Origin of the sequence: Meridianimarinicoccus aquatilis (assembly GCF_004358675.1) — a bacterium.
GTDB lineage: Bacteria > Pseudomonadota > Alphaproteobacteria > Rhodobacterales > Rhodobacteraceae > Meridianimarinicoccus > Meridianimarinicoccus aquatilis.
The window spans coordinates 26601-48738 of the sequence record NZ_SMZO01000006.1 but is presented as its reverse complement, the minus strand read 5'-3'; the positions used below and the strand labels follow the sequence as shown (position 1 = coordinate 48738).

The 22138-nt window shown below is 58.3% G+C and carries 23 protein-coding genes; 12 read left to right on the top strand and 11 right to left on the bottom strand.

The window, feature by feature from the left end:
• Positions 1 to 14: 14 nt before the first annotated feature.
• The 8 genes from E2L05_RS04070 (at position 15) to E2L05_RS04035 (ending at position 8638) form a co-directional block, all read left to right on the top strand.
• The gene (locus E2L05_RS04070; RefSeq protein WP_133341614.1) at positions 15 to 734 is read left to right on the top strand and encodes a transporter substrate-binding domain-containing protein; all 720 of its coding nucleotides are present in this window, start codon (positions 15 to 17) and stop codon (positions 732 to 734) included.
• A 73-nt stretch (positions 735 to 807) separates the two neighbouring features.
• Positions 808 to 1689, top strand: coding sequence for an ABC transporter permease (locus E2L05_RS04065; RefSeq protein WP_133341613.1), 882 nt, complete (start codon positions 808 to 810; stop codon positions 1687 to 1689).
• On the top strand, positions 1686 to 2525 hold the full coding sequence (locus E2L05_RS04060; RefSeq protein WP_133341612.1) for an ABC transporter permease: 840 nt from the start codon (positions 1686 to 1688) through the stop codon (positions 2523 to 2525). The genes E2L05_RS04065 and E2L05_RS04060 overlap by 4 nt, the downstream gene beginning before the upstream one ends.
• Positions 2526 to 2530: 5 nt before the next feature.
• On the top strand, positions 2531 to 3844 hold the full coding sequence (locus tag E2L05_RS04055; protein WP_133341611.1) for a glutamine synthetase family protein: 1314 nt from the start codon (positions 2531 to 2533) through the stop codon (positions 3842 to 3844).
• Between the two features lie 71 nt (positions 3845 to 3915).
• Positions 3916 to 4677, top strand: coding sequence for a type 1 glutamine amidotransferase (locus tag E2L05_RS04050; RefSeq protein WP_133341610.1), 762 nt, complete (start codon positions 3916 to 3918; stop codon positions 4675 to 4677).
• Positions 4670 to 6028 carry a glutamine synthetase family protein gene (locus tag E2L05_RS04045; protein ID WP_133341609.1) on the top strand — a complete coding sequence of 453 codons (1359 nt, stop codon included), beginning with the start codon at positions 4670 to 4672 and terminating at the stop codon, positions 6026 to 6028. Before E2L05_RS04050 ends, E2L05_RS04045 begins: the two co-directional genes overlap by 8 nt.
• Positions 6029 to 6037: 9 nt before the next feature.
• Positions 6038 to 7339, top strand: a complete 1302-nt coding sequence (locus E2L05_RS04040) for an NAD(P)/FAD-dependent oxidoreductase (RefSeq protein ID WP_133341608.1) — start codon at positions 6038 to 6040, stop codon at positions 7337 to 7339.
• 105 nt (positions 7340 to 7444) lie between these two features.
• Entirely contained in the window at positions 7445 to 8638 is a 1194-nt protein-coding gene (locus tag E2L05_RS04035; RefSeq protein ID WP_133341607.1) for a DegT/DnrJ/EryC1/StrS family aminotransferase, read from the top strand.
• A 12-nt stretch (positions 8639 to 8650) separates the two neighbouring features.
• Here E2L05_RS04035 and E2L05_RS04030 read toward each other — a convergent pair whose 3' ends face one another.
• The 4 genes from E2L05_RS04030 to phaC form a co-directional block, all read right to left on the bottom strand.
• Positions 8651 to 9640 (bottom strand): LysR family transcriptional regulator, encoded by a 990-nt coding sequence (locus E2L05_RS04030; RefSeq protein WP_133341606.1) that lies wholly within the window; start codon positions 9638 to 9640, stop codon positions 8651 to 8653.
• 40 nt (positions 9641 to 9680) lie between these two features.
• On the bottom strand, positions 9681 to 10265 hold the full coding sequence (gene phaR / locus E2L05_RS04025) for a polyhydroxyalkanoate synthesis repressor PhaR (protein WP_133341605.1): 585 nt from the start codon (positions 10263 to 10265) through the stop codon (positions 9681 to 9683).
• Between the two features lie 156 nt (positions 10266 to 10421).
• On the bottom strand, positions 10422 to 10880 hold the full coding sequence (locus tag E2L05_RS04020) for a phasin family protein (protein WP_243721855.1): 459 nt from the start codon (positions 10878 to 10880) through the stop codon (positions 10422 to 10424).
• Between the two features lie 131 nt (positions 10881 to 11011).
• The gene (gene phaC / locus E2L05_RS04015; protein WP_133341604.1) at positions 11012 to 12808 is read right to left on the bottom strand and encodes a class I poly(R)-hydroxyalkanoic acid synthase; all 1797 of its coding nucleotides are present in this window, start codon (positions 12806 to 12808) and stop codon (positions 11012 to 11014) included.
• 110 nt (positions 12809 to 12918) lie between these two features.
• On the opposite strand from phaC, the gene phaZ reads away from it, so the two are divergent.
• The gene (gene phaZ, locus E2L05_RS04010) at positions 12919 to 14187 is read left to right on the top strand and encodes a polyhydroxyalkanoate depolymerase (RefSeq protein ID WP_133341603.1); all 1269 of its coding nucleotides are present in this window, start codon (positions 12919 to 12921) and stop codon (positions 14185 to 14187) included.
• Positions 14188 to 14191: 4 nt separating this feature from the next.
• On the opposite strand, the gene E2L05_RS04005 is transcribed toward phaZ, so the two are convergent.
• From E2L05_RS04005 to E2L05_RS03995, 3 genes are read right to left on the bottom strand one after another with little or no spacing between them, the layout of a single operon-like run.
• A complete protein-coding gene (locus E2L05_RS04005) occupies positions 14192 to 14824 on the bottom strand; it encodes a class I SAM-dependent methyltransferase (RefSeq protein WP_133341602.1) in 633 nt (210 codons plus the stop codon).
• Entirely contained in the window at positions 14821 to 15798 is a 978-nt protein-coding gene (locus E2L05_RS04000) for an alpha/beta hydrolase (protein ID WP_165971684.1), read from the bottom strand. The genes E2L05_RS04005 and E2L05_RS04000 overlap by 4 nt, the downstream gene beginning before the upstream one ends.
• An 11-nt stretch (positions 15799 to 15809) precedes the next feature.
• Positions 15810 to 16568 carry an alpha/beta hydrolase gene (locus E2L05_RS03995; RefSeq protein WP_133341600.1) on the bottom strand — a complete coding sequence of 253 codons (759 nt, stop codon included), beginning with the start codon at positions 16566 to 16568 and terminating at the stop codon, positions 15810 to 15812.
• A gap of 232 nt (positions 16569 to 16800) precedes the next feature.
• Here E2L05_RS03995 and thrS point away from each other — a divergent pair, with 232 nt between their 5' ends.
• Positions 16801 to 18747 (top strand): threonine--tRNA ligase, encoded by a 1947-nt coding sequence (gene thrS, locus E2L05_RS03990; protein WP_133341599.1) that lies wholly within the window; start codon positions 16801 to 16803, stop codon positions 18745 to 18747.
• Between the two features lie 31 nt (positions 18748 to 18778).
• Here the strand turns inward: thrS and E2L05_RS03985 are convergent, their stop codons facing one another.
• Entirely contained in the window at positions 18779 to 19114 is a 336-nt protein-coding gene (locus E2L05_RS03985; RefSeq protein ID WP_394346534.1) for an arsenate reductase family protein, read from the bottom strand.
• A gap of 158 nt (positions 19115 to 19272) precedes the next feature.
• On the opposite strand from E2L05_RS03985, the gene E2L05_RS03980 reads away from it, so the two are divergent.
• On the top strand, positions 19273 to 19482 hold the full coding sequence (locus tag E2L05_RS03980) for a cold-shock protein (RefSeq protein WP_133341598.1): 210 nt from the start codon (positions 19273 to 19275) through the stop codon (positions 19480 to 19482).
• 103 nt (positions 19483 to 19585) lie between these two features.
• On the opposite strand, the gene E2L05_RS03975 is transcribed toward E2L05_RS03980, so the two are convergent.
• Together E2L05_RS03975 and E2L05_RS03970 are read right to left on the bottom strand one after the other, a co-directional pair.
• Entirely contained in the window at positions 19586 to 20065 is a 480-nt protein-coding gene (locus E2L05_RS03975) for a dihydrofolate reductase (RefSeq protein WP_133341597.1), read from the bottom strand.
• Positions 20066 to 20069: 4 nt separating this feature from the next.
• Positions 20070 to 20903 (bottom strand): thymidylate synthase, encoded by an 834-nt coding sequence (locus tag E2L05_RS03970; protein ID WP_133341596.1) that lies wholly within the window; start codon positions 20901 to 20903, stop codon positions 20070 to 20072.
• Between the two features lie 217 nt (positions 20904 to 21120).
• Between E2L05_RS03970 and E2L05_RS03965 the strand changes: the two genes are divergently transcribed.
• Positions 21121 to 21555, top strand: a complete 435-nt coding sequence (locus E2L05_RS03965) for a VOC family protein (RefSeq protein ID WP_133341595.1) — start codon at positions 21121 to 21123, stop codon at positions 21553 to 21555.
• Between the two features lie 57 nt (positions 21556 to 21612).
• On the opposite strand, the gene E2L05_RS03960 is transcribed toward E2L05_RS03965, so the two are convergent.
• The gene (locus E2L05_RS03960) at positions 21613 to 22113 is read right to left on the bottom strand and encodes a MarR family winged helix-turn-helix transcriptional regulator (protein WP_133341594.1); all 501 of its coding nucleotides are present in this window, start codon (positions 22111 to 22113) and stop codon (positions 21613 to 21615) included.
• Between the last annotated feature and the right edge of the window lie 25 nt (positions 22114 to 22138).

The window sequence follows — 22138 nt, the reverse complement described above, 5'->3', positions numbered from 1 at the left end:
ACTAGGGGAAACACATGAAATCTTTGACACTGGCCAGTATCGTTCTTGTCCTTGGCACCGGCGCTGCTTTCGCGCAGGACGTCGTCCGCATGGGTACCGAGGGCGCATACCCTCCGTATAACTTCATCAACGACAACGGCGAAATCGACGGCTTTGAACGCGAGCTTGGCGACGAGCTTTGCGCCCGCGCCGAACTGACCTGCGAATGGGTCACAAACGATTGGGACAGCATTATTCCCAACCTTGTATCCGGCAACTACGACACGATCATCGCGGGTATGTCGATCACGCCAGAGCGCGACGAGGTGATTGATTTCACACAGCCTTACACCCAGCCTGACCCATCGGCGGTTGTCGGCATGATCGACGGTCTTGATCTGGCAGGCGCAGTCATCGCGGCACAAACCGGCACAATTCAGGCCGGCTATGTGGCGCAGATTGGTGCGACGCTGGTCGAATTTTCCAGCCCTGATGAAACCGTTGCAGCAGTTCGCAATGGCGAAGTCGATGCGGTGATTGCCGACAAGGAATTCCTCAAGCCAATCGTGGAAGAAGAAGCCGACATGATGTTTGTGGGCGAAGACATCCTGCTTGGCGGCGGCATCGGCATGGGTGTGCGCGAAAGCGACCCCGAACTGAAAGCCACCTTTGACGCAGCAATCCAGACCATGAAGGACGATGGCACGCTGAACGCGCTGATCTCAAAGTGGCTGCCTGCCAGCGCCCTGTTCTGATCCGATCTGCACCGGGCGCTCACGGGTGCCCGGTGACCCTTGCCCTTTCGCCATGATCGGACGCTTCTGACCCGTGTTCTCTTTTTGCAGTGACCCTTCAACGCTCGACCAGCTGCCATGGATGGCGTGCTACCTGACAACGGGCAAGCATATGGCGTTCTATACGTCGTTTGGCACCGTGCTGTTACTGTTGGCCATCACCGCCCCGGTTGCACTGCTCTTCGGGTTTGGCGGGGCCGTGGCGTCACGATCGCACATCGCGCCGCTGCGTTGGTTCGGCAAAGGCTACACGTCGATGGTGCGGGGCATTCCCGATATCGCCTTTTTCCTCTTTGTTCCTATCGCATTGGATCAGGGGTTAGAGCTGCTGCGCCATAAACTGCGTTGCCCTGACTGGGACATGCCCGTGCGCCAGGGCAATGATTTCGTGGTGTGCGATCTGGCCAAACTGCCCCTATCGAATGCGCCGCAATGGGTTCATGAAGGCTATGGGTTCACGACCGCCATCCTTGCCTTTGCGATCGTTTTCGGGGCCTTCGCCGCAAATGTCATCCAAGGTGCCATGACGGCGGTACCGCGTGCCCAGATGGAAACTGCCGAAGCTTATGGCATGTCGCGCCGCCAATCGTTCTGGCGCATTCTGGTGCCGCAAATGTGGGTTTACGCCCTGCCCGGCCTGTCCAACCTTTGGCAAATTCTGGTCAAAGCAACACCGCTTTTGTTTCTGCTTGGCGTCGAGGACATCGTGTATTGGGCCCGTGAACTTGGCGGGTCAAAGACCAGCGCCTTCACCTATCCCCACCCCGACTGGCGGCTCTATTACTTCCTGTTTCTTCTGGTGTTCTATCTGGCTCTGACGCAGGTCTCTGAAATGGCATTTGCGCGCCTCACACGAAAACTCTCGCGCGGTCAGGCCACAGCAGCAGGCGAAGCCTTGCGTAAGGCCTCTGCATGAGCTGCTGGCAAACCATCCAGGATTATGGCCTGCGGTCGCTTGGCATTGGCGAGCGGCTTTTGCCCCGCTCTGACATTACCCTGTGCGAGCAATTTACCCTGATCGGATCGGGCATGATCTGGAACGTGTATTTCGGTGTTCTGGCGCTGTCGGCCGGCTTCTTCTTTGCCGTCGCGCTTGCACTTGGCAAAGCGTCCGCACGGGTATGGGTGCGCAAACCATGCGAATGGTTCATTTTCGTTCTGCGCGGCTCGCCACTTTTTATCCAGTTCTTCCTTGCCTACGAGACCCTGACCCTTTTGCCCCGCGCCGGGCTTGAGCTTCCACTCGGGTTTTTCACACTGACGATCGAGACGTCATGGGTCACACGCGCATGGGCCGGAGCGCTGCTGGTGCTGTTCCTCAACACGTCTGCGTATTCGGCTGAAATTTTCCACGGCGCCCTAAAATCCATCCCCAAAGGCGAAACCGAAGCAGCCGATGCTTATGGCATGGCCGGGTGGACCAAGTTTCGGCGCATCACCTTCCCGACCATGTTGCGGCTGGGCTGGCCCGGTTACACGAACGAAGCCATCTTTTTGTTCCATGCAACGGCGCTTGTGTTTTTCTCCAGCTTCCCGGCATGGCGGCAACAAGGCGATGCGCTTTACTATGCAAGCTATTTCGCCGACCGGACTTTCAACCCGTTCATCCCCTATCCGATTTTCGCCGGGTATTTCATCCTGCTAACCCTGATCGTGATCCTGATTTTCGGGCACATCAACCGCCGTCTGAACCGGCATCTTGCGCCGACGGCCCGGTCAAAACTGACGTTTAAACCTCAAATGGTGCGCTGACAGATATGGACATCGAAACAGCCAGCCTTCGAACGGCCTGCGCGGATCTTAACGGCGTGATGCGCGGCAAACGGCTTCCTGCGTCGGATGCGGCGAAACTTGAATTTGTCGGTCAGCGCATGCCACTGTCAGCCCTATCGCTCGATATTTGGGGTAACGACGTCGAGGGTAGCCCATTGGTGCTGGCGTCGGGGGATGCGGATGGGCAGTTGCGCCTGACAGAGCGCGGTCCGGTTCCGATGCCATGGCTTGACCCGCAGGCCACACTGCTTCCCATGTGGATGTACACCGATAATGGTCGCCCGTTTGACGCCTGCCCGCGCCATGCACTTGCGCGGGTTTTGTCGCGATACGCCAAACTTGGCTGGAAGGTCACGGTCGCTACGGAACTGGAATTCACGCTGCTGGACATCAGCGCGCGCACCATCGCACAGGCCAAGGACCCCGTGACAGGGATGGCGCTCCACGCGGGGGACATCAACTCCGTCGACGCGCTGGACGACTTCGCAGCGTTCTTTGACGCGCTCTATGCCGGGGCAGAAGCGATGGGGATTTCCGTGCAGGCGGCGGTGTCCGAAGGCGGGATTGGCCAATTTGAAATCAACCTGAACCACGGCCCGGCGATGCGGATAGCCGATGATACATGGCTGGTAAAATCGCTCGTAAAGGGGCTCGCCAAAAAGCACGGCATGGCCGCCACGTTCATGGCCAAACCTTTCCCCGACGATCCCGGAAACGGATTGCATTTGCATGTGTCGGTGAAGGACTCGCACGGCCAGAACCTGTTTGACAACGGAGTCATGACCGGAAGCGCCCTGCTGCGCAGCGCAGCGGCCGGGTGTCTTGCGGGGATGCCAGGCGCGATGCTTGTCTTTGCCCCCCATGCAGGCAGCTACGCCCGGTTTGCGCCGGGCAGTCACGCTCCAACAGGGGCATCTTGGGGATATGAGAACCGGACGACCGCGATCCGCATTCCGGGTGGGGATCCGTCAGCACGCCGATTAGAGCACCGCATGCCGGGCGGCGACACCAACCCCTATCTGGTTATGGCAGCTGTTCTCGGGTCTGCGTTGATGGGCATCGACGATGGGTTGACCCCGCCCGAGCCGATCATCGGCAACGCCTATGGCAAGCCGATCCTGAAGGTTCCGACTGACTGGGATGAAGCCATTACACGGTTTGAAACCTCGCCCAAAATGGCGCGTATTTTTCCCAAGCTGTTGGTGGAAATGCTGGTACGGGTTAAGCGACAGGAACAGCAGGTTATGGGTGCCCGCGATCCAAATCTGGTTGCCCTGCAACTACACGACCGCGTATAGTAGACTTAGGATATCGCACCCTCACGCCACAGCGTGCCAAGGCGATTGATCCTCCCTTGAGTGAGGCCTTGATGCGCATCGGAATTCTGGAATGCGGGCCGACATTGCCCGACATAGCCGCCCGTCACGGCAGCTATAGCGATATTTTTGCAAAGTTATTGGCTGGACCGGATAGGGTGTTCCCTTCGTGGTCGGTCTATCAATGCGACTTGCCCGACAACCCGGATGCAGCCGATGCCTGGGTGCTGACAGGCTCACGCTACGGCGCCTATGAAGATCATGCCTTTATTGAACCTCTGGAAGAGTTCATTCGCGCGGCACGGACCGCCGGGCGCCCAATGGTCGGCATTTGCTTTGGGCATCAGATCATGGCGCAGGCTCTTGGCGGGCATGTCGAAAAGTTCGCCGGTGGTTGGGGCTTTGGACTACAGGACTATGCTGTGGAAGGGCTTGGAAAGGTTTCCCTAAGCGCGATCCATCAAGATCAGGTGATGCGCGCGCCAGATGGGGCGCACGTCATCGCGAGCAACCCGTTCTGCGCGATTGCCGGGCTGCAATACGGCGATTGGGGGCTGAGCCTGCAACCCCATCCAGAATTTGATCAGGGTCTGATGGCTGACTATTTGGATGCCCGTGAACGGGCCAATGACGGCGACCCCAAGTTAATCGCACAAGCGCGCGACGGGCTGACCCGCCCCCATGACAGCGCGCGGGTCGCCGATTGGCTGGGGACATTTCTGGAAGCGGCACCCGGCCACCTTATGCACCCAGCAAATCATCGCGATCACGATGCCGCCAGCGCCCCCCGTCAAGGACATACACAGAATGGCTGATTGGTTGACCCGCGTTCCCGACGCAGCGCACCGCTTTCTTGAAGGCCGCCGTCTGGATGAGGTGGAGTGCATCATCTCTGATCTGCCCGGCATCGCGCGGGGCAAAGCCGTTCCAGCAGGCAAATTCAGTCGGCAAAGCAAGTTCTATTTGCCCGAATCCATTTTCTTTCAAACCATCGCCGGCGGTTGGGGCGAGGCCGCTGGCCCTCAGGGGTTCACAGAACCAGACATGGTCCTGACACCAGACTATGAAACCGCAACCGCTGCGCCCTGGACCGGCGACTGGACTTTGCAGGTGATCCATGACGCACATCGCACCGATGGCACCGCTGTGCCGTTTGCACCGCGCAATGTTCTCAAACGGATTGTTGGGCTATATGAGGAACAGGGCCTGATCCCGGTCGTCGCGCCAGAGATGGAGTTCTATCTGGTTGCTCGCAACCTCGACCCCGCCCGTTCCATCGAACCGATGCTGGGTCGCTCCGGGCGGCCCGCCGCGGCGCGCCAAGCCTATTCATTGTCAGCCGTCGACGAATATGGCCCGGTTATCGACGACATTTACGATTTCGCCGAAGCGCAAGGGTTCGAGATCGACGGCATCACCCAAGAAGGCGGCGCCGGCCAATTGGAAATCAACCTGCGCCACGGCGATCCTGTCAAACTGGCTGACGAGGTTTTCTTCTTCAAACGCCTGATCCGCGAAGCCGCGCTGCGGCACGACTGTTTCGCAACCTTTATGGCCAAGCCCATTGCGGACGAGCCGGGATCGGCGATGCACATCCATCACTCCGTTCTCGACAAAACCACCAAGCGGAACATTTTTTCCACCGATGACGGGACAGAGACGCCCGCCTTTCACCACTTCATCGCCGGGTTGCAGACCCATCTCCCCAGCGCAATAGCGATCCTCGCCCCGTATGTTAACAGCTACCGGCGCTATGTTCGGGACCATTCCGCACCGATCAATCTGGAATGGGGTCGTGACAACCGCACCACCGGCATCCGGGTACCCATTTCCACCCCGGCGGCACGGCGGGTCGAAAACCGACTGGCGGGGATGGATTGCAACCCATATCTGGGCATCGCCGCGTCGCTTGCTTGCGGTCTGCTTGGCCTGCGCGAAGGCAAAAAGCCACGCCCGATGATGGCCGGTGATGCCTATGCCGGTGACAGCGACATTCCCTGGGATCTGTTTTCCGCCCTCGATATTTTCGAGACGGCAACAGATTTGCGCGACATGCTTGGTCCCGATTTCAGCCGCGTTTACGAAATTGTCAAACGCGAGGAATATAACGAGTTCCTTCAAGTCATCTCGCCTTGGGAGCGGGAGCATCTTCTGCTCAACGTGTAGGGGCGGCCGATGAACCTGTTGCACGCCAATGACAGGCCCGGCGCGTACCCGCCCAGCCTTTATGCCGCATGCACGCCGCGTCTTGCACCATGTCCACCGCTAGCCGGCACTGTCCGCGCGGATGTTTGTGTTATCGGCGGGGGCTTTACCGGTCTGTCTGCTGCGCTTGGCCTCGCGCAGCGCGGCTATTCCGTGCGCCTGCTCGAAGCGCAAAGGCTTGGCTTTGGGGCGTCCGGGCGCAATGGCGGGCAAGTCGGGTCGGGCCAACGGATGGACCAGCGCGAGCTTGAAAGCCGCGTCGGGTTGGACGATGCCCGCAAGCTTTGGGCCTTGGCTGAAGACGCAAAGGCCGAAGTCAAAACCCTGACTGCCACGCAGGGCATGGCCTGCGACTGGCACGACGGTGTGGCACATGTCGCACGCAGCCCGCAGGCCGCCTCGCATGAGGCGCAGCTCGCCGAGCATCTGGCGCAGCACTATGACTACACCGCCATCGAGGTGCTGGATCGAAGCGGCGCCACGCATGAAACCGGCGCAAGAGGCTTTGCAGGCGGGGTCATCGATTGGGGCGCGGGCCATCTCAATCCGCTCGCCTTTGCGTTGGGGTTAGCACGCGCCGCACAGGCCGCCGGAGCTGTCTTGCATGAGACCAGCGAAGTTACCGCGTTAGGCACCGGCCCGCGCCGGATCGTAAAAACGGCCACCGGCAATGTCGAAGCCGAGCACGTAATCTTGGCCTGTAATGGCTATCTTGGGAAACTTCACAGCCCGACCGCCGCGCGCGTCATGCCGATCAACAATTTCATCATCGCCACCGACCCGCTGGACGACTTCCCCGAGGTGCTGCCACGCGGCATTGCCGTTGCCGATGACAAGTTCGTGGTGAATTATTGGCGGCGCAGCGCGGATGGGCGGCTGATCTTTGGCGGCGGAGAAACCTATGGCTATCGCTTTCCCGCCGATATTGCGGCGATGGTGCGGCCTTTGATGCTGAAGCTTTATCCGCAACTCGCCCCGGTTCGCATAAGCCACGCGTGGGGCGGAACGTTGGCAATCACGCGATCCCGCTTGCCCCATTTTGCACGACCGGAACCCGGTCTTTACACGGCCTCAGGCTATTCAGGCCATGGGGTTGCGCTGGCCACCCTCGCTGGCAAGCTGATGGCCGAAGCGATTTCGGGCGATGCTGAACGGTTTGACGTGATGTCCCGCTTGCCAAGCCCGGCCTTCCCCGGCGGTGTTTCCTTGCGGCCTTCGCTTTTGGTGCTGGCCATGACGTGGTTCGCGTTGCGCGACCGGCTTGGGCTGTAAACCGCCCGCACAGGCCCGCTTTCCTAGGACATGAGAACAGAGTCATAGAACTGTCACGGCTGTTGGTGTACAGGTTTACGAAACAACAGTTTCAGGAAATCGAAAATGATGCCCAGTTCGACGGCCCCGAACGTTTATGATGCCGAGCCAATTCCGCAAGCCGCGCGCGCTGAAATCGACCGCCTACTCGCTTCTGGCGACTTGTTTCGCTATACCAGTGACGGCGCGCCCGTGACGCTGCTGGAACAGGAATTCGCAGAGGTATTGGGCAGCAAATACGCACTTGCTGTTGCCTCGTGCTCCGCCGCTTTGTTCTTGTCACTCAAGGCACTTGGCCTACCGCGCGGGGCAAAAGTGCTCATCCCGGCCTTCACTTTTGGGGCGGTCCCGTCCGCTGTTGTCCATGCAGACTGCGTGCCGGTTCTGGTTGAAGTCGGCGAGAATTATCGCATCAATTTGACCGACTTCGAAGCGAAACTGGACGGCGCGGATGCCATTCTGATCAGCCATATGCGCGGTCACACATCCGATATGGACGCGATCCTGCGCCTTGCCGACCAACACGGACTGCCGCTGATCGAAGACGCTGCACATTCGCTTGGCACCACATGGCATGGGCGCAATATCGGCACGCTAGGGAAGATTGGCTGCTTTTCTTTTCAGTCCTACAAACTGTTGAACGCAGGCGAAGGCGGCATCTTGGTCACCGATGATGATGAGATTTTGGCGCGCGCTGTGATCATGTCCGGTGCCTATGAACATAACTGGCGCAAACACACATCGATCAACGCGTTTTTCGACAAGTGGCAAAACAAGCTGCCGCTGTACAACACGCGACTGAACAATCTGTCAGCGGCGATCATTCGCCCGCAACTGGCCGAACTGCCTCGCCGGGTGCGCGACGGGCTGTCCGGGCACAACCATGTCGCCGCTCAACTGAACACCTCGCCCTATATGGATGTGCCGCCCCCCCTGCCGCCAGAACAACGCGCCCCGGATTCCATTCAGTTCAATCTGGTCAACTTGACCGATACGGATGTCACCGCCTTTGTGGACGCAGCCGCAAGCCATGGTGTGAAGGTGCAGGTCTTTGGCATGAGCAAAGACAACGCGCGCGCCTTTTGGAATTGGCAATTCTTGGGCGATCAGCCTGACCTGCCCGCAACGCGTGCCATGCTCATGCGCGCCTGTGACGTGCGCCTGCCTGCGCGGCTGACACGGGATGAACTGGACTATATTGCAGGCGCACTTTTGATGGCTGTGGACACCGTCATGACAGAACCAGCCTACGGAACCTGACAGACACAAATCTTAGTCAATCGCCTTGCCATCGGCCCCCAACACAACAAGCCCCTCGCCCAGCCACGGCATACGCTGCAAGGCTGGGCCAACGATCAGATCTGTCAGGATCGGCCGCAATCTGGCCGCTGTCTGCGCCGGCATATCGCCAAGCCCGCCGCGCAGCGCCCAAAGCGACATGGCCCGCGCGAACGGCGCGATGGGTAACGGGATCACGCCCACCCGAGCTTCGAACCGGTGGGCACGCAGCAACCCCAGCGGCGTAAGGATCGACCAACCGGCCCCTTCGGCCACCATCGACAGAATCGCGTGATAACTGTCCATTTCGAACCGAGGCGACAGAACAAAGTCCTGACGTGCCAGATGCGCCGCAATCTGACGCCCCATGTGATGACGCTGGGTGTATTGAATGAACGGCACCTCGCGCAGCGCCTGTGCGCTTGTCGCAACCGGTTTTCCAGCCACAAGCGGGACCACTGCGATGAACGGTTCTGATAACAGCGGATGAATCTCAAGCCCCTCGATCGGCGCCGCGCTGTCGGCGGCCACGACCATGTCCAGCGATCGCTCCGCAAGCCCGGTCAACAATCGGTGGCTTGGTCCTGTTTCCAGAAGGAACTGACAGGCGCGCAATTCGCAAGACATATCGGTCAGCAGTCGCGGCGTCACATCTGCATCGAAGTCTTCGATCATGCCCAGCCGGACACGGGTCAAATGCGACAGATCCCGCCCCAGCAATTCCGACCGGGCCAAGGCGGCTTCGTCCAGGATCACTTGCGCCCGGCGCAAGAAAATCTCGCCCTGGGGCGTCAATCGCAGGGGCCGCGCGGCACGATCAACAAGGATCACGCCAACCCCGTCTTCGAGTTTACTGAGTTGTTGGCTCACTGCCGAGGGACTTGCCCCCACGCGCTTCGCCGCACCGGAAATCGCGCGCGTCTCGGCGATAGCGGCGAAAATCTCGATCATCCAAAGCGTGAGGCGGCCCTGCGCACCACTCATGACAGGCCGCCCCCTTACTCGCGAAAGATCACAAAGGCGATCACTCGCCCAGTTTCGACATCTTGTCTTTCAGCTCGGCCAGCTGCGCCCGAATATCATCAAGCTCCTGCTTCTCATCTGGGCTCAGCTCAGCCTTTACAGGTTGCTCAGGCTCGCTGGTTGCGCCTTGGTCATCCTTCCATCCCGGAACCAGCGTCGCAAGAAATGCCTTTTGCTGACGTTTCATCGCCTCGATGCCCGACATGGGATTCATCGGGTTCATCGGTGTTGGCAAGGTGGTGAAGTTTTCCATCATCTTGGACTGACTGTCGCGCAGCATATCGAAGGACATTGCCAAAAACTGTGGAACAACCGATTGCGCCTGCGTTGTGTAGCTGCGGACAAGATCGGTCAGCACGGAGATCGGCAAAACGCTTTCGCCCTTGCTTTCGTGCTCGGCCACGATTTGCAACAAGTATTGGCGTGTCAGGTCATCGCCAGATTTCAAATCGACGATTTTAAGTTCCCGCCCTGCCCGAATGAACTTCGCGATATCTTCAAGAGTGACGTAATCGCTGGTTTCAGTGTTGTAGAGGCGCCGACTGGCATAGCGCTTTATCAACAATGGTTTTTCTGTATCTGACACCGGTGATCCTCCGCTCGGGTCGCTGCACCGCAGAGTAAGGCAGGCTGCCACAAAAGAAAAGAGCGGGCATAAAGCCCGCTCTTTCCCGTTCTCAACGCCAGGGAGGGTGGCGCGAGAACGAGCAATTCAGCTGATGCGCCGTAAAGCGCGAGCCGATTACTTCGCTGCTACCGTGGTGGCTTTCTTAGCAGCTGCAGTCATATCGGTCGTCGCTTTCTTGACAGCGGCGGTCGCGTCTTCGCTGATGTCTTTGCCAGCGGCGAGCATCAGTTCAACGGTTTCCATCTGAACTTTTTTCGCAACTTCAGCGAAAGAAGCCATTGCTTCCGACGTCATTTCAGCTTGTGCCGAAGCGAAGTCGGTCATTGCTTTGCCATAATCTGCTGGCTCGTCCTTGACGGTCGCGATTGCGGAAAGCTTCGCGAGGGTCTCTTTTGTCCACTTGGACGAGATTTCGCTGGATTTTTCAGCAGCTTCCAGAGCCACTTTGGACATTTTTTCGCTCAGGGTCGCGGAGGTTTTGAACGCGTCCTGCATTGCTTTGGTGTCGACGGGAAACGCACCCATCATTTCCTGCATCATTTTGGTCATGTCGTTTGTTTTGGTCGCAGCCATTGGGGTCTCTCCTTAGCATGTAGGCGGAAATCCGTTTTGACCGCCTTTGTTTGTGCTGAGGAATATATGCCTGCTGCAGTGCAGCATTTCAAGCCTTTTTTCTGCACTGCAGCATTTTTTTTAACCCAAGGTCATGCAGCGGCCCCGCCGGTCACGACATACGTGCCCGGCGCATCAACAAGAGCAGGATGCCCAGCATCCCCCGGCTGACGAGCAGGCACTTGTTTTCCTGACTTTTTTGAAAGCCATTCCTGCCAACGCCCCCACCATGTCCCTTCATTGAACGTCGCTCCATCAAGCCATTCTTCGGGGCTCAGCTTCAGATTGGGATTGGTGTAATGGCCGTACTTTTTCTTGCTGGGCGGGTTCACGATACCCGCGATGTGACCCGACTCAGACAAAATGAACGTCTTTGACCGACTGCCGAATTTCTGGATTCCGCGATAGCTCGGCTTCCAGGGCGCGATGTGGTCCGTCTCGCAGGCTATGGCGCACAACGTGGTCTTCACATCCGCAGACGTCACGCTTTCTCCGCAGATCGTGAAGCCCGTGGTGGCGAAGCGGTCCGACTGACACAAGCCGCGCAAATACTCGATGGCCATGCGCGCCGGCAGGTTGGTGCCGTCACCATTCCAATGCAGCAGGTCAAACGCGGGCGGCGTTTCCCCCATCATGTAGCTTTTGACAGCCGGTCCATAGATCAGGTCATTCGACCGCAGGAACGAGAACGTCCGCGACATGAAGAATGAATCCAGAATGCCAGACTGCATACATTCTCGCTCGATCCCGTCCACAAAACTGTCGTCAAGGAAGACCCCAACTTCGCCGGGATCTGAAAAGTCGGTGAGTGTCGTAAAGAACGTGGCCGACTTGACCGACGTGTCGCCCCGCTTGGCCATCAGCGCCAAAGTCAGGCTGAGCGTCGTCCCTGCGATACAATACCCGACTGCATTCACCTGCTTCTCACCAGTGATCTGCTTCACCTGCTCCATCGCTGTGAGATAGCCGTCCTGCACATAGTCATCCATGCCGACATCGGCATAGGATGCGTCGGGGTTCACCCACGACACCACGAACAACGTGAAGCCCTGGTCGACAATCCACTTGATCAGGCTGTTTTTCTCTTTGAGGTCGAGAATATAGAACTTGTTGATCCATGGCGGGAAGATCAGCAACGGCGTCTGATGAACCGTCTCTGTGGTCGGTGTATACTGGATCAATTCGAACAGACGGTTGCGAAACACCACTTTGCCCGGTGTGGTCGCCAGGTTTTCGCCAACGTGAAACGCCTTGGGATCAGACAGCGTGACCATCAATTCGCCATCGTGGCTTTCGATGTCTCGCACCAGGTTTTCCAAGCCGTCAACCAGCGACTGGCCTTGCGTCGCCACGGCACGTTCCAAAGCGTCGGGGTTGGTCGCAAGGAAATTGGTCGGCGCAAACATGTCCATGATCTGCTGGGTGAAATAACCCACCTTCTGACGATCCCTTTCGTCAAGATCCTCCAACGCGTCCACGGCGTCATCAATGGCCTGCGCGGTGCGCATGTAGTTCTGCTTGATGAAGTTGAAGTACGGATGCGTTGTCCACAGCGGGTTGGCAAAGCGCTTGTCACCCGGCGTGTCATCCGGCGGCGCAGCAAGCTTTCCGCTGCTCAAGGTCCGCTGCGCATCCACATAATGCTGGAGCATTCCGCCCCAGTATCCGGCCTGATGTTCAATGATCTTGGCAGGGTTATTCATCCATTCCTGCCAATATGCCGTCGCTGCCTTCATAAAGACATCATGGCTAGGCCCCTGCAAGGACGGGTCCACTTTCCGCTTGTTTGCCATAGCCGCAACCAGCCGTTGCGACAGCTCCTCCATGCGCGAAATGTTTTGGTTCAGGCGCTCCAATTCTGCACCTGCATCATTTTGGTCAGTTGTCATGGCCCGATTTCCCCCGTAGGTTCATGCCAGATACTTGTAACGTCGTAGCGGAGGGGGGCCAAAGCGACGAATTGTTACGGGGCAGGATATCCCCATCCGAGGAGACGAAAATGCGCTACATGGCGACCTATGACCTGATGGAAACCGCGCGAAACACCAACCAATGGCTTGGTGCAACTGCCCGCGCTTTCGGCTCATACCCTGCGACCGGGTTGGCGCCCACCCCTGCTTTCAAAATGATGGCAGCCTGGGGCGAAGTTATGGAACGCAGCTTTGCACGCATGGTCGCAAAGCCGGACTGGAACATCACCTGCGTCGTCGGCGAAGATGGCCGCGATCACACCGTCTCCACCGTTCCTGTCGTCACCCGTGCCTTTGGCGATCTTCTGAAGTTTGACGTGCATGGCCGCAACCCAATGCCCCGCAAGGTGCTCCTCGTGGCACCAATGTCGGGTCACTATGCGACGCTACTCAGATCCACAGTTATCAGCCTGCTTCCGGATTGTGACGTTTACATTACGGATTGGCACAATGCCCGCGACATTCCCGTCAGCGAAGGCAAGTTCGACGTTGAAGACTACACCCTCTACCTCGCCGACTTCATGGAAGAGCTAGGCAGCGACCTGAACGTGATCGCCGTTTGCCAGCCTGCGCCACTGACACTCGCCGCCGCGGCTTTGCTGGCCGAAAAGAACCCCGAAGCACAGCCCGCAACCATGACACTCATCGGCGGCCCGATCGACCCCGACGCGGCGGCGACGGACGTCACCGATTTCGGCCGCCGGATTACCATGGGTCAGCTTGAAAAGGTCGCCGTACAGCGCGTGGGCTTCAACCATGTGGGCGCAGGCAGGTTGGTCTATCCCGGCCTGCTGCAACTGTCGTCCTTCATGTCGATGAACGCAGACCGCCACGGCGAAGCCTTCTTCAACCAGATCGTGCGCGTCGCCAAGGGCGAGGCATCGGATCACGACTTCCATAACAAGTTCTACGACGAATACCTTGCCGTCATGGACATGACCGCAGAATTCTATCTGTCGACCGTCGAGCGCATCTTCAAGAACCTTGAAATCGCGCAGAACCGCTTTGTGGTCGATGGTCACATGGTCGATATCGGCAAGATCACCGACATCGCTGTGAAAATCGTCGAAGGTGAAAAGGATGACATCAGCGCACCCGGCCAATGCCTAGCCGCGCTTGATCTGCTGACCGGTCTGCCCGACAGTAAGAAAGCAGCGCATCTTGAGCCCGGCGCAGGTCACTACGGCATTTTCGCGGGCAAGAGCTGGCGCAACAACATCCGCCCCCTCGTTCTGGAATTCATCGACGCGAACACACGGCCCGCGCCCGAAACAGCGCAAGGCCTGCGCAGCGTCTGATCGGTTACGCCCGGCGCTGCGACAGCAGAACGCTCCGGCCGCGACAGTTCGGATCTTCGGGTTCGAACGCAATCACATCACAGCGCGCCGCCCCAAATCGGGCGGCGTACTCATTTTGGGCAAGGCTGGCGTGATACACCGCCTCACCGCCCACCGACCCGATGCCTTCACTCGCCGCAGGCCCCACTGTCAGCAAAAGCCTTCCGCCCGGCCGCAACGCCGCTGCCAGCCGGGGTATCAGCGCCACTTGTTCCGATGCGGACAGATGAAAGAAACTGTCCCACCCAATGATGGCGCCCTGCCCGCTTGGCAGTTCCGCCTCCCGCATATCGCCCAGAACTGTGTGCAGATCGGGCAATCGATCACGCGCAATTGCAAGCATCTCGGGCGACGCATCCAATCCGGTCACGGAAAACCCGCGCTGCAGCAAATAAATTGCGATCGGGTCGCCCCCGCCGCACCCCAGATCCAAAACCGGTGCGCCCGGTTCAAGACCATCCACAATACGGTCAAGCCATTTCTGTTCGTACAGATCGCCCATTCGGCCTGCATTCCACACGGCAGCTTGCCGCCGGTACACGCCCGGCGTGCCCGCATGCACCTGCGCCAGATGATCTGGCGCAGACACAGGTGTCACAACCCGCGCGCCCAGCCAAAAATCCGTTCGACCAACCGGTCGGTGGTTGCCGGGCTCAAGATATCACCAGCCAGAACATGCCCCGCAGGATCGTCACCCACGCTCAAGGTCACTGGTACCAATTCAGACGGCGCCCCCCAATCAGCAGCCGCACGCACCGTTGCACGCCCGTCAACAACTTCATCCGTAGACGAGATGGCAAAAAGTGCGGGCACGGTGATCATAGCCTTGTTCAGCCCGCGAACAGCGTGCGTCAGTGCGCCCAACTGGGCCAGAACACCTGTGGAATAGGTCGTCGTCCAATGCTGCCCATGAAGCTCATTGCGTGGCTCGAAAGAACGCTCTGCGCCGATCACCATGGGCCCCCATGTCTCCGCGCCCGGCCACTCGATCAGTCGCCCGCCCCAGCCCGAAACTTGCAGGTTCGGCGAAATCAACGCGACACCGGCCAAGTTTTGGGACAGGTCCGGATCCGATGCCGCCAAAATGGCAAGCGCCCCGCCAGTGGAACTGCCAACCAGCAAGACTTTTTCCCCCAAGGCACGCCCGACCGCCATTGCTTCGGTCACGTCATCCACCCAATCGGCAACGGTGATCTCTCCCATGGCGGCCCCGTCACGGCCATGGCCGGCCAGTCGCGTCAGAAACAGATTGGCCTCCAGCTTGGCGGCCAGATCATCCGGCAAGGGACGAAGCTCTTCGCGGGTGGCCGAGAATCCGTGCAAGTTGACCACGACCCAATCCGTCCGCGTGCCCGGTTCGCCTGCCCAAACAATCTGTTTGGCCGCGTCATCGCGTAGGTTCGGAACGCTGCTTTCCTGCTCAACCAACCACCCATCCAACTCGGCGGCCTGCGGAACCTCCACCGGGCGCACCGACAAATCCGCCGGAACGGTCGGCCCGATCCAATCCAAGGCCTGAGTCGCCAGCCACAACACGACACCGATCCCAATGACCCAGCGCAATACACTCATCGCAGACTCTATCATTCCGTCACCTCTGTGATCGCCGCCTCAACCAATGCCAGACACTCAGGCGTTGAAAACCTGTGATCTGCGCCTTTGACCAAAGTCAGCCGCATATTCCCACCTTCCGCATGATCCAAAAGCTGGCGCGCCAGATCAACGCTGACTTCAACATCTGCTGTTCCCTGCAAGAACCGCACCGGAAACGGCAGCCGCAAAGGCGAGTTCAGCACCAGATTTTGCCGCCCTTCATCAATCATTTTCATCGTGATGGGCAGCGGCGCGCCATAATCAGACGGCAGACTCACCTGCCCCGCTTCGCGGACCTTAGCCTGCTGTGCATCGCTGAACTCGGACCACATGCTTTCGGTAAAATCTGGCGCAGCGGCAATCGTCACAAGACCGGCGATCTTTTCGGGAATCAAGCGCGCGATCAACAGGCTGATCCACCCCCCCATGCTGGACCCGACCAGGATTTGCGGCCCTTCAGTCAGCGACATGATTGCAGCGCGCGCATCAGATGCCCAATCCCCAATGCAACCGTCCGCAAATGCGCCTGAAGACGCCCCGTGCCCGCTGTAATCGAACCGCAGGAACGCGCGCCCATGTGCTGTTGCCCATGCCTCCAGATGCAGGGCCTTGGTGCCGGTCATGTCAGACGCAAAGCCGCCCAGAAACACGACGCCCGGTCCGGCACCTTCACGGCGCACATAGGCGATCCGGCGCCCTGATTGCGTCTGTAGAAACGTGGGGTCCGCCCCTGCGTGCTGCGTGTCCATGACGGTCCTTTCCTGTGTTGCCCCACAAAACCCGTCCGCGCGCCCGGTGACAACCCCGCGAAAGCCGTCTTTCTATCCGACAAGTGTCCTGCGCGAGTGGGGCGCAAGTCATACACACTAATGCACCGACGCACGCGGCTTGACACCCGCCGCGACGGCGCGCACAAGACGGCCCGAACCCAACCCGCAACCGGGCGTTTTGTAGGCGCCAAACCGACGAGGAGGCCAGATCATGGCAGACGTCACCCTCACCCTTCCCGATGGCTCACAGCGCGTTTTTCCGCAAGGAACAACGCCCGCAGACGTAGCCGCTGATATCTCCAACTCATTGGCAAAAAAGGCGATTTCCGCGACAGTGAATGGTGCGCATTGGGATCTTCAATGGCCCATCGACACCGATGCTGACATCGCGATCCATACACTCAAGGACGATGATCAGGCGCTTGAACTGATCCGTCACGACCTGGCGCACATCATGGCGCGCGCCGTGCAAGAGCTGTGGGACGATGTAAAAGTCACCATCGGCCCGGTTATCAAGAACGGCTGGTACTACGACTTCGACCGCGCCGATCCTTTCTCGCCCGAAGACCTTGGTCTTATTGAGAAAAAGATGAAAGAGATCATCGCGGCCCGCGATCCAGTCCGCACCGAATTGTGGGACCGCGACCGTGCCATCGCCCATTACGAAGCCTTGGGCGAGCCCTATAAAGTCGAGCTGGTTGGCATGATCCCCGAAGATCAACCGATCCGCATGTACTGGCACGGTGACTGGCAAGACCTGTGCCGCGGCCCGCATTTGCAACACACCGGCCAAGTGCCCGCCGACGCCTTTAAACTCATGTCGGTGGCTGGGGCATACTGGCGCGGTGACAGCAACCGCCCGATGCTTCAGCGGATCTATGGTGTTGGCTTTCAGAACCGCGATGGGCTGAAGAAGCATCTGAATTTCCTCGAAGAAGCCGAAAAGCGCGACCACCGCCGCCTTGGTCGCGAGATGGGCCTGTTTCACTTTCAGGACGAAGCACCGGGCATGGTTTTCTGGCATCCGGATGGCTGGACCATCTATCGCGAGCTTGAAGACTACATGCGCCGCCAGCTCACCCGCGATGGCTATCGCGAGATCAGAACGCCACAAGTGGTGGATCGCAAGCTGTGGGAAGCCTCGGGGCACTGGGATAAATACCGTGAAAACATGTACATCACGGAAATCGATGAAGAGCACGCAAATGAAAAACGCGTCAACGCTCTGAAGCCGATGAACTGCCCCTGTCACGTTCAGGTGTTCAATCAGGGCATCAAATCCTATCGGGATCTACCGCTTCGACTGGCAGAATTTGGCTCGTGTCACCGCTATGAGGCGCACGGCGCGCTTCACGGTTTGATGCGCGTGCGGAATTTTACCCAAGATGATGCGCATATCTTCTGCACCGAAGACCAGATCGAAGCAGAAACCGCAAAGTTCATCGATCTGCTGTCTCGTGTGTATCACGACACCGGGTTCGGCTCGTTCGACATCAAATTGTCCACACGTCCCGACGTCCGCGTTGGCAGCGACGAAATCTGGGACAAAGCCGAAGCCGCCTTGGAAAAAGCCATTCTAAGTGTGCGGAACGATTACGAAATCGACCCTGGCGAAGGCGCTTTCTACGGACCCAAACTGGACTTCAAGTTGACCGACGCAATCGGCCGCGAATGGCAATGCGGCACGTTCCAGGCCGATTTCAACCTGCCAGAGCGCCTCAACGCCAGCTACATCGGTTCTGACGGTGACAAGCATCGCCCCGTGATGTTGCACCGCGCCGTTCTGGGCAGCTTTGAGCGGTTCATCGGAATCCTGATCGAGAACTATTCGGGCAAGATGCCGTTCTGGATTGCACCGCGTCAGGTGGTCGTTGCATCGATCACGTCAGAGGCCGATGATTATGTGCGCGAAGTGGTCAACGCCCTGCAAGCGGCGGGCATCCGGGCCGAAGCGGACGTGCGTAACGAGAAAATCAATTTCAAGGTCAGGGAACATTCCCTTGGAAAGGTTCCCATAATTCTCGCATGCGGGGCGCGAGAAGTCGAAAATCGCACCGTTACGGTGCGCCGGTTGGGTCAAAAGGCGACCAGCACCGAAACACTGGATTCGATGCTGAATGAACTGGGGACAGCCGCACGTGCCCCCGACATGGTGTGACTGTTTGGCCGGGCAGTTCGCTGCCCGGCAACTACAGGCTCAATTCCGCCTGCACTGTCTTGCTCCACCCCAAATGAAGCGCGTCCCCCGTGTCGATGACCGGCCGTTTCATGACCGTCGGGTGCTGTAAAAGCAGGTCGCTTTCCGGCATGGTCCGCACCGCGTCATCCAAACCCCGCCATGTGGTCGATCGACGATTCACCAAATCTGATCCAAATTGATCCAACCAGCTTTCCAGACCTTCTTTGGTGATAGGATCTGCGCGCACGTCATGCAGCGTCACGTCGTGCCCCGCCGCTTGAAGGGCCTTAACCGCTTTGCGGCATGTATCGCAGGTCTTAATTCCATAGACAGTGATAATTGCCATCGCAGTTTTCCCGTTTTCCTTGGCCCAACACGCATTTTTTGCGCCTCAGACTTGCTTTTACGGCCAGTGGCCCTTGTTTTAAAGATAGCCCGAGCGAATGCCCGTTGGGGTTTGATTAAGAACACGCCCTCGGGGCGTCACGAAAAGGGAGATACGCGATGCCCACTGGCACCGTGAAGTGGTTCAACACAACCAAAGGCTTCGGCTTCATTGCACCAGATACAGGTGGAAAGGACATTTTTGTTCATATTTCGGCGGTTGAGCGTGCCGGTTTGACAGGCCTTGCCGACAATCAAAAAGTGTCTTTTGAGATGCGCGAAGGCCGCGACGGGCGAGAATCTGCAGACGAATTGCAATTACTCGACTGAACTTCACCGCTCATGGCATGGGCTTGAGCGCTTCCGTCCCGGGTGGTGTCTGCTGTCAAGACACCGCCCCTATAAGTGTGACACAGCCGCTCGGGGGGGTTGTTTACCCCTTGCGCAAGTACTCGTGCACCTCGGCGCGAGGGCCTGTTTCACGCAACAGCAAAGTGCCCGAAAGCCGCCAGTCATCTGCTGAAAACCGGGGAAAGAACGCGTCCGCATCCTCAACCTCTGTATCCACCTCGGTGACAAGAAGTCGATCTGCGATCGCAAGCGCTTCGCGGTATATTCCCTCGCCCCCGATGGCGTAGACACGCCTGTAACCTTGGCTCTCGGCCTCGCCGATGGCATTTTCGAGCGATGCGACGACATTTTCGCCCCCAGACATGCGCGAAGACACCACCAGGTTCAGCCTGTTCTTCAATGGCTTGAACGGGAGGCTGTCCCACGTATTGCGCCCCATGATGATGGCGCCGCCGTGCGTTTCGCGTTGAAAAAAGGCCAGATCTTCAGGAACTTTCCACGGGATAGTGTTGCCCTTGCCGATAGCCCCGTTGCGGGCGCGCGCTGCAATTGCGGTCAACATCGATTTACACCGCAACCGGCGCGCGGATCGCCGGGTCGGGATCGTATCCGATCACTTTGAAATCGTCGAACTGGAAGTCAAAGATAGACGAAACATCGCGTGTGATCCTTAGTTGAGGCAACGGCTTTGGGGTACGGGCTAATTGCGTTTGAACCTGCTCAAAATGGTTGGAGTAGATATGCGCATCACCGATGCTGTGCACGAAATCGCCCACCTCGTACCCGGTCACATGGGCCAGCATATGGGCCAGCAACGCATAGGACGCGATGTTGAAAGGAACCCCCAGAAACATGTCGGCGGATCGCTGGTATAGCTGCAAATGCAGTTTACCACCCAGGATTCGAACCTGCCAAAGCGTATGACAAGGCGGCAGGGCCATTTCCGGCACATCGCCTGGGTTCCACGCCGAAACGATCAAGCGGCGACTATCGGGCGAGGTCCGGATCATCTCGACCAAATCCGAAATCTGATCAATCTCGCGCGCCCTGAACAGAGCGATGTCGCCATCCGTCTGATCTGTTGGCTCAAGTGCGGGGAAGCGGCGCCACTGCTTGCCATAGACCGGGCCAAGATCGCCAGCCTCATCTGCCCATTCGTCCCAGATCGAAACGCCGTTCTCTTTCAAATACCGGATGTTCGTGTCTCCCGACAGGAACCACAGCAACTCATGGATGATCGACCGAAGATGGAGCTTTTTCGTTGTGACAAGCGGGAATCCCTCTGCCAGCGGATAACGGCACTGCATTCCGAAAAAGGCGATGGTGCCAGTTCCTGTCCGGTCCGTTGTTTGAACCCCGTCCGACAACACTTGTTTTAGTGCCTCATGATATTGCTTCACGAACTTCCGCCCCATCCTTGTCGCGCCGCTTTGGCACTTTTCCATCCATGTGTTACGCAACACCGCTGCTCAGTTCCAGTGCCTGCTACCCCGATGGGGCAGGTTTGTTCTTGTCCGGCATCCTTGACGGTCCGGGCGCAGTTTTGGTGGCACGCGCCTGCGCCCCTTGTTCACTGCGGCAAGGATGTTATGTGCAGAGAACAACAGGAGAAATACAATGAAAATCGAATTTCTGCACACGATGGTTCGCGTCAAGAACCTTGAGGAATCATTGGCCTTTTACAAGCTCTTGGGGTTGATCGAACGTCGTCGCACTGACCATGAAGCCGGTCGCTTCACTTTGGTTTTCTTGTGCCCTCCGGGCCAGGAAGACGGGCGCGCGGATGTCGAGTTGACCTACAACTGGGATGGTGACGATGCTCTGCCATCTGACAGCCGTCACTTCGGGCACCTCGCCTATCGGGTCGAGAATATCTATGAAAAATGTGCTGAACTGCAAGCTGCTGGCGTGACGATCAACCGCCCACCCCGCGATGGGCACATGGCGTTCGTCCGGTCACCGGATAATGTATCAATCGAGCTTTTGCAGATGGGGGATGCGCTTCCGAAACAGGAACCGTGGGCAAGCATGGAAAACGTTGGCCACTGGTAGGTCGGAAGAAAGGGGACCATTCTGGTCCATTCGGTACGGGCGTTCGCGCCCGGCCGCTTAGTAAATATAGCGAATTTGGTCGGTCCAGTAACGTTCGACCCGCCGCAAAGACGTTGTGATCTGTGTCATGCCTTCTGGACCAAGCACACCACGTTCTTCCAGCCCGGTAGCGTGGCGCGCGAACAGATCTTCCATGATCCGCCGGATATCACGTCCGCGTTCCGTCAATTTCACGCGCACCGACCGGCGATCAATCTGACAGCGCTGGTGATCCATAAACCCCATTTCGACCAACTTCTTGAGGTTGTAGGACACATTTGACCCTTGGTAATAACCGCGGGTCTTCAGTTCACCGGCTGTGACTTCGTTGTCGCCGATATTGAACAAAAGCAACGCTTGAACGGCGTTGATTTCAAGGATGCCAACGCGTTCAAATTCGTCTTTGACCACATCCAGCAAGAGCCGGTGAAGGCGTTCGACCAAGGCGAGCGATTCAAGATAGCCGCCCATCAGGTCGGTTTCGTCGGTCCCATCCGACAGGTTCGGGTGTATACTCATCGACATTCTCCACGATTAAACGTGC

Excerpts from the sequence above, each read along its gene's own strand:
- E2L05_RS04070 (WP_133341614.1), top strand. The coding sequence starts at position 15 with ATGAAATCTTTGACACTGGCCAGTATCGTTCTTGTCCTTGGCACCGGC.
- E2L05_RS04060 (WP_133341612.1), top strand. The coding sequence starts at position 1,686 with ATGAGCTGCTGGCAAACCATCCAGGATTATGGCCTGCGGTCGCTTGGC.
- E2L05_RS04055 (WP_133341611.1), top strand. The coding sequence starts at position 2,531 with ATGGACATCGAAACAGCCAGCCTTCGAACGGCCTGCGCGGATCTTAAC.
- E2L05_RS04050 (WP_133341610.1), top strand. The coding sequence starts at position 3,916 with ATGCGCATCGGAATTCTGGAATGCGGGCCGACATTGCCCGACATAGCC.
- E2L05_RS04045 (WP_133341609.1), top strand. The coding sequence starts at position 4,670 with ATGGCTGATTGGTTGACCCGCGTTCCCGACGCAGCGCACCGCTTTCTT.
- E2L05_RS04040 (WP_133341608.1), top strand. The coding sequence starts at position 6,038 with ATGAACCTGTTGCACGCCAATGACAGGCCCGGCGCGTACCCGCCCAGC.
- E2L05_RS04035 (WP_133341607.1), top strand. The coding sequence starts at position 7,445 with ATGATGCCCAGTTCGACGGCCCCGAACGTTTATGATGCCGAGCCAATT.
- E2L05_RS04030 (WP_133341606.1), bottom strand. The coding sequence starts at position 9,640 with ATGAGTGGTGCGCAGGGCCGCCTCACGCTTTGGATGATCGAGATTTTC.
- E2L05_RS04020 (WP_243721855.1), bottom strand. The coding sequence starts at position 10,880 with ATGGCTGCGACCAAAACAAACGACATGACCAAAATGATGCAGGAAATG.
- phaC (WP_133341604.1), bottom strand. The coding sequence starts at position 12,808 with ATGACAACTGACCAAAATGATGCAGGTGCAGAATTGGAGCGCCTGAAC.
- phaZ (WP_133341603.1), top strand. The coding sequence starts at position 12,919 with ATGCGCTACATGGCGACCTATGACCTGATGGAAACCGCGCGAAACACC.
- E2L05_RS04000 (WP_165971684.1), bottom strand. The coding sequence starts at position 15,798 with ATGAGTGTATTGCGCTGGGTCATTGGGATCGGTGTCGTGTTGTGGCTG.
- E2L05_RS03995 (WP_133341600.1), bottom strand. The coding sequence starts at position 16,568 with ATGGACACGCAGCACGCAGGGGCGGACCCCACGTTTCTACAGACGCAA.
- thrS (WP_133341599.1), top strand. The coding sequence starts at position 16,801 with ATGGCAGACGTCACCCTCACCCTTCCCGATGGCTCACAGCGCGTTTTT.
- E2L05_RS03985 (WP_394346534.1), bottom strand. The coding sequence starts at position 19,114 with ATGGCAATTATCACTGTCTATGGAATTAAGACCTGCGATACATGCCGC.
- E2L05_RS03980 (WP_133341598.1), top strand. The coding sequence starts at position 19,273 with ATGCCCACTGGCACCGTGAAGTGGTTCAACACAACCAAAGGCTTCGGC.
- E2L05_RS03975 (WP_133341597.1), bottom strand. The coding sequence starts at position 20,065 with ATGTTGACCGCAATTGCAGCGCGCGCCCGCAACGGGGCTATCGGCAAG.
- E2L05_RS03965 (WP_133341595.1), top strand. The coding sequence starts at position 21,121 with ATGAAAATCGAATTTCTGCACACGATGGTTCGCGTCAAGAACCTTGAG.
- E2L05_RS03960 (WP_133341594.1), bottom strand. The coding sequence starts at position 22,113 with ATGAGTATACACCCGAACCTGTCGGATGGGACCGACGAAACCGACCTG.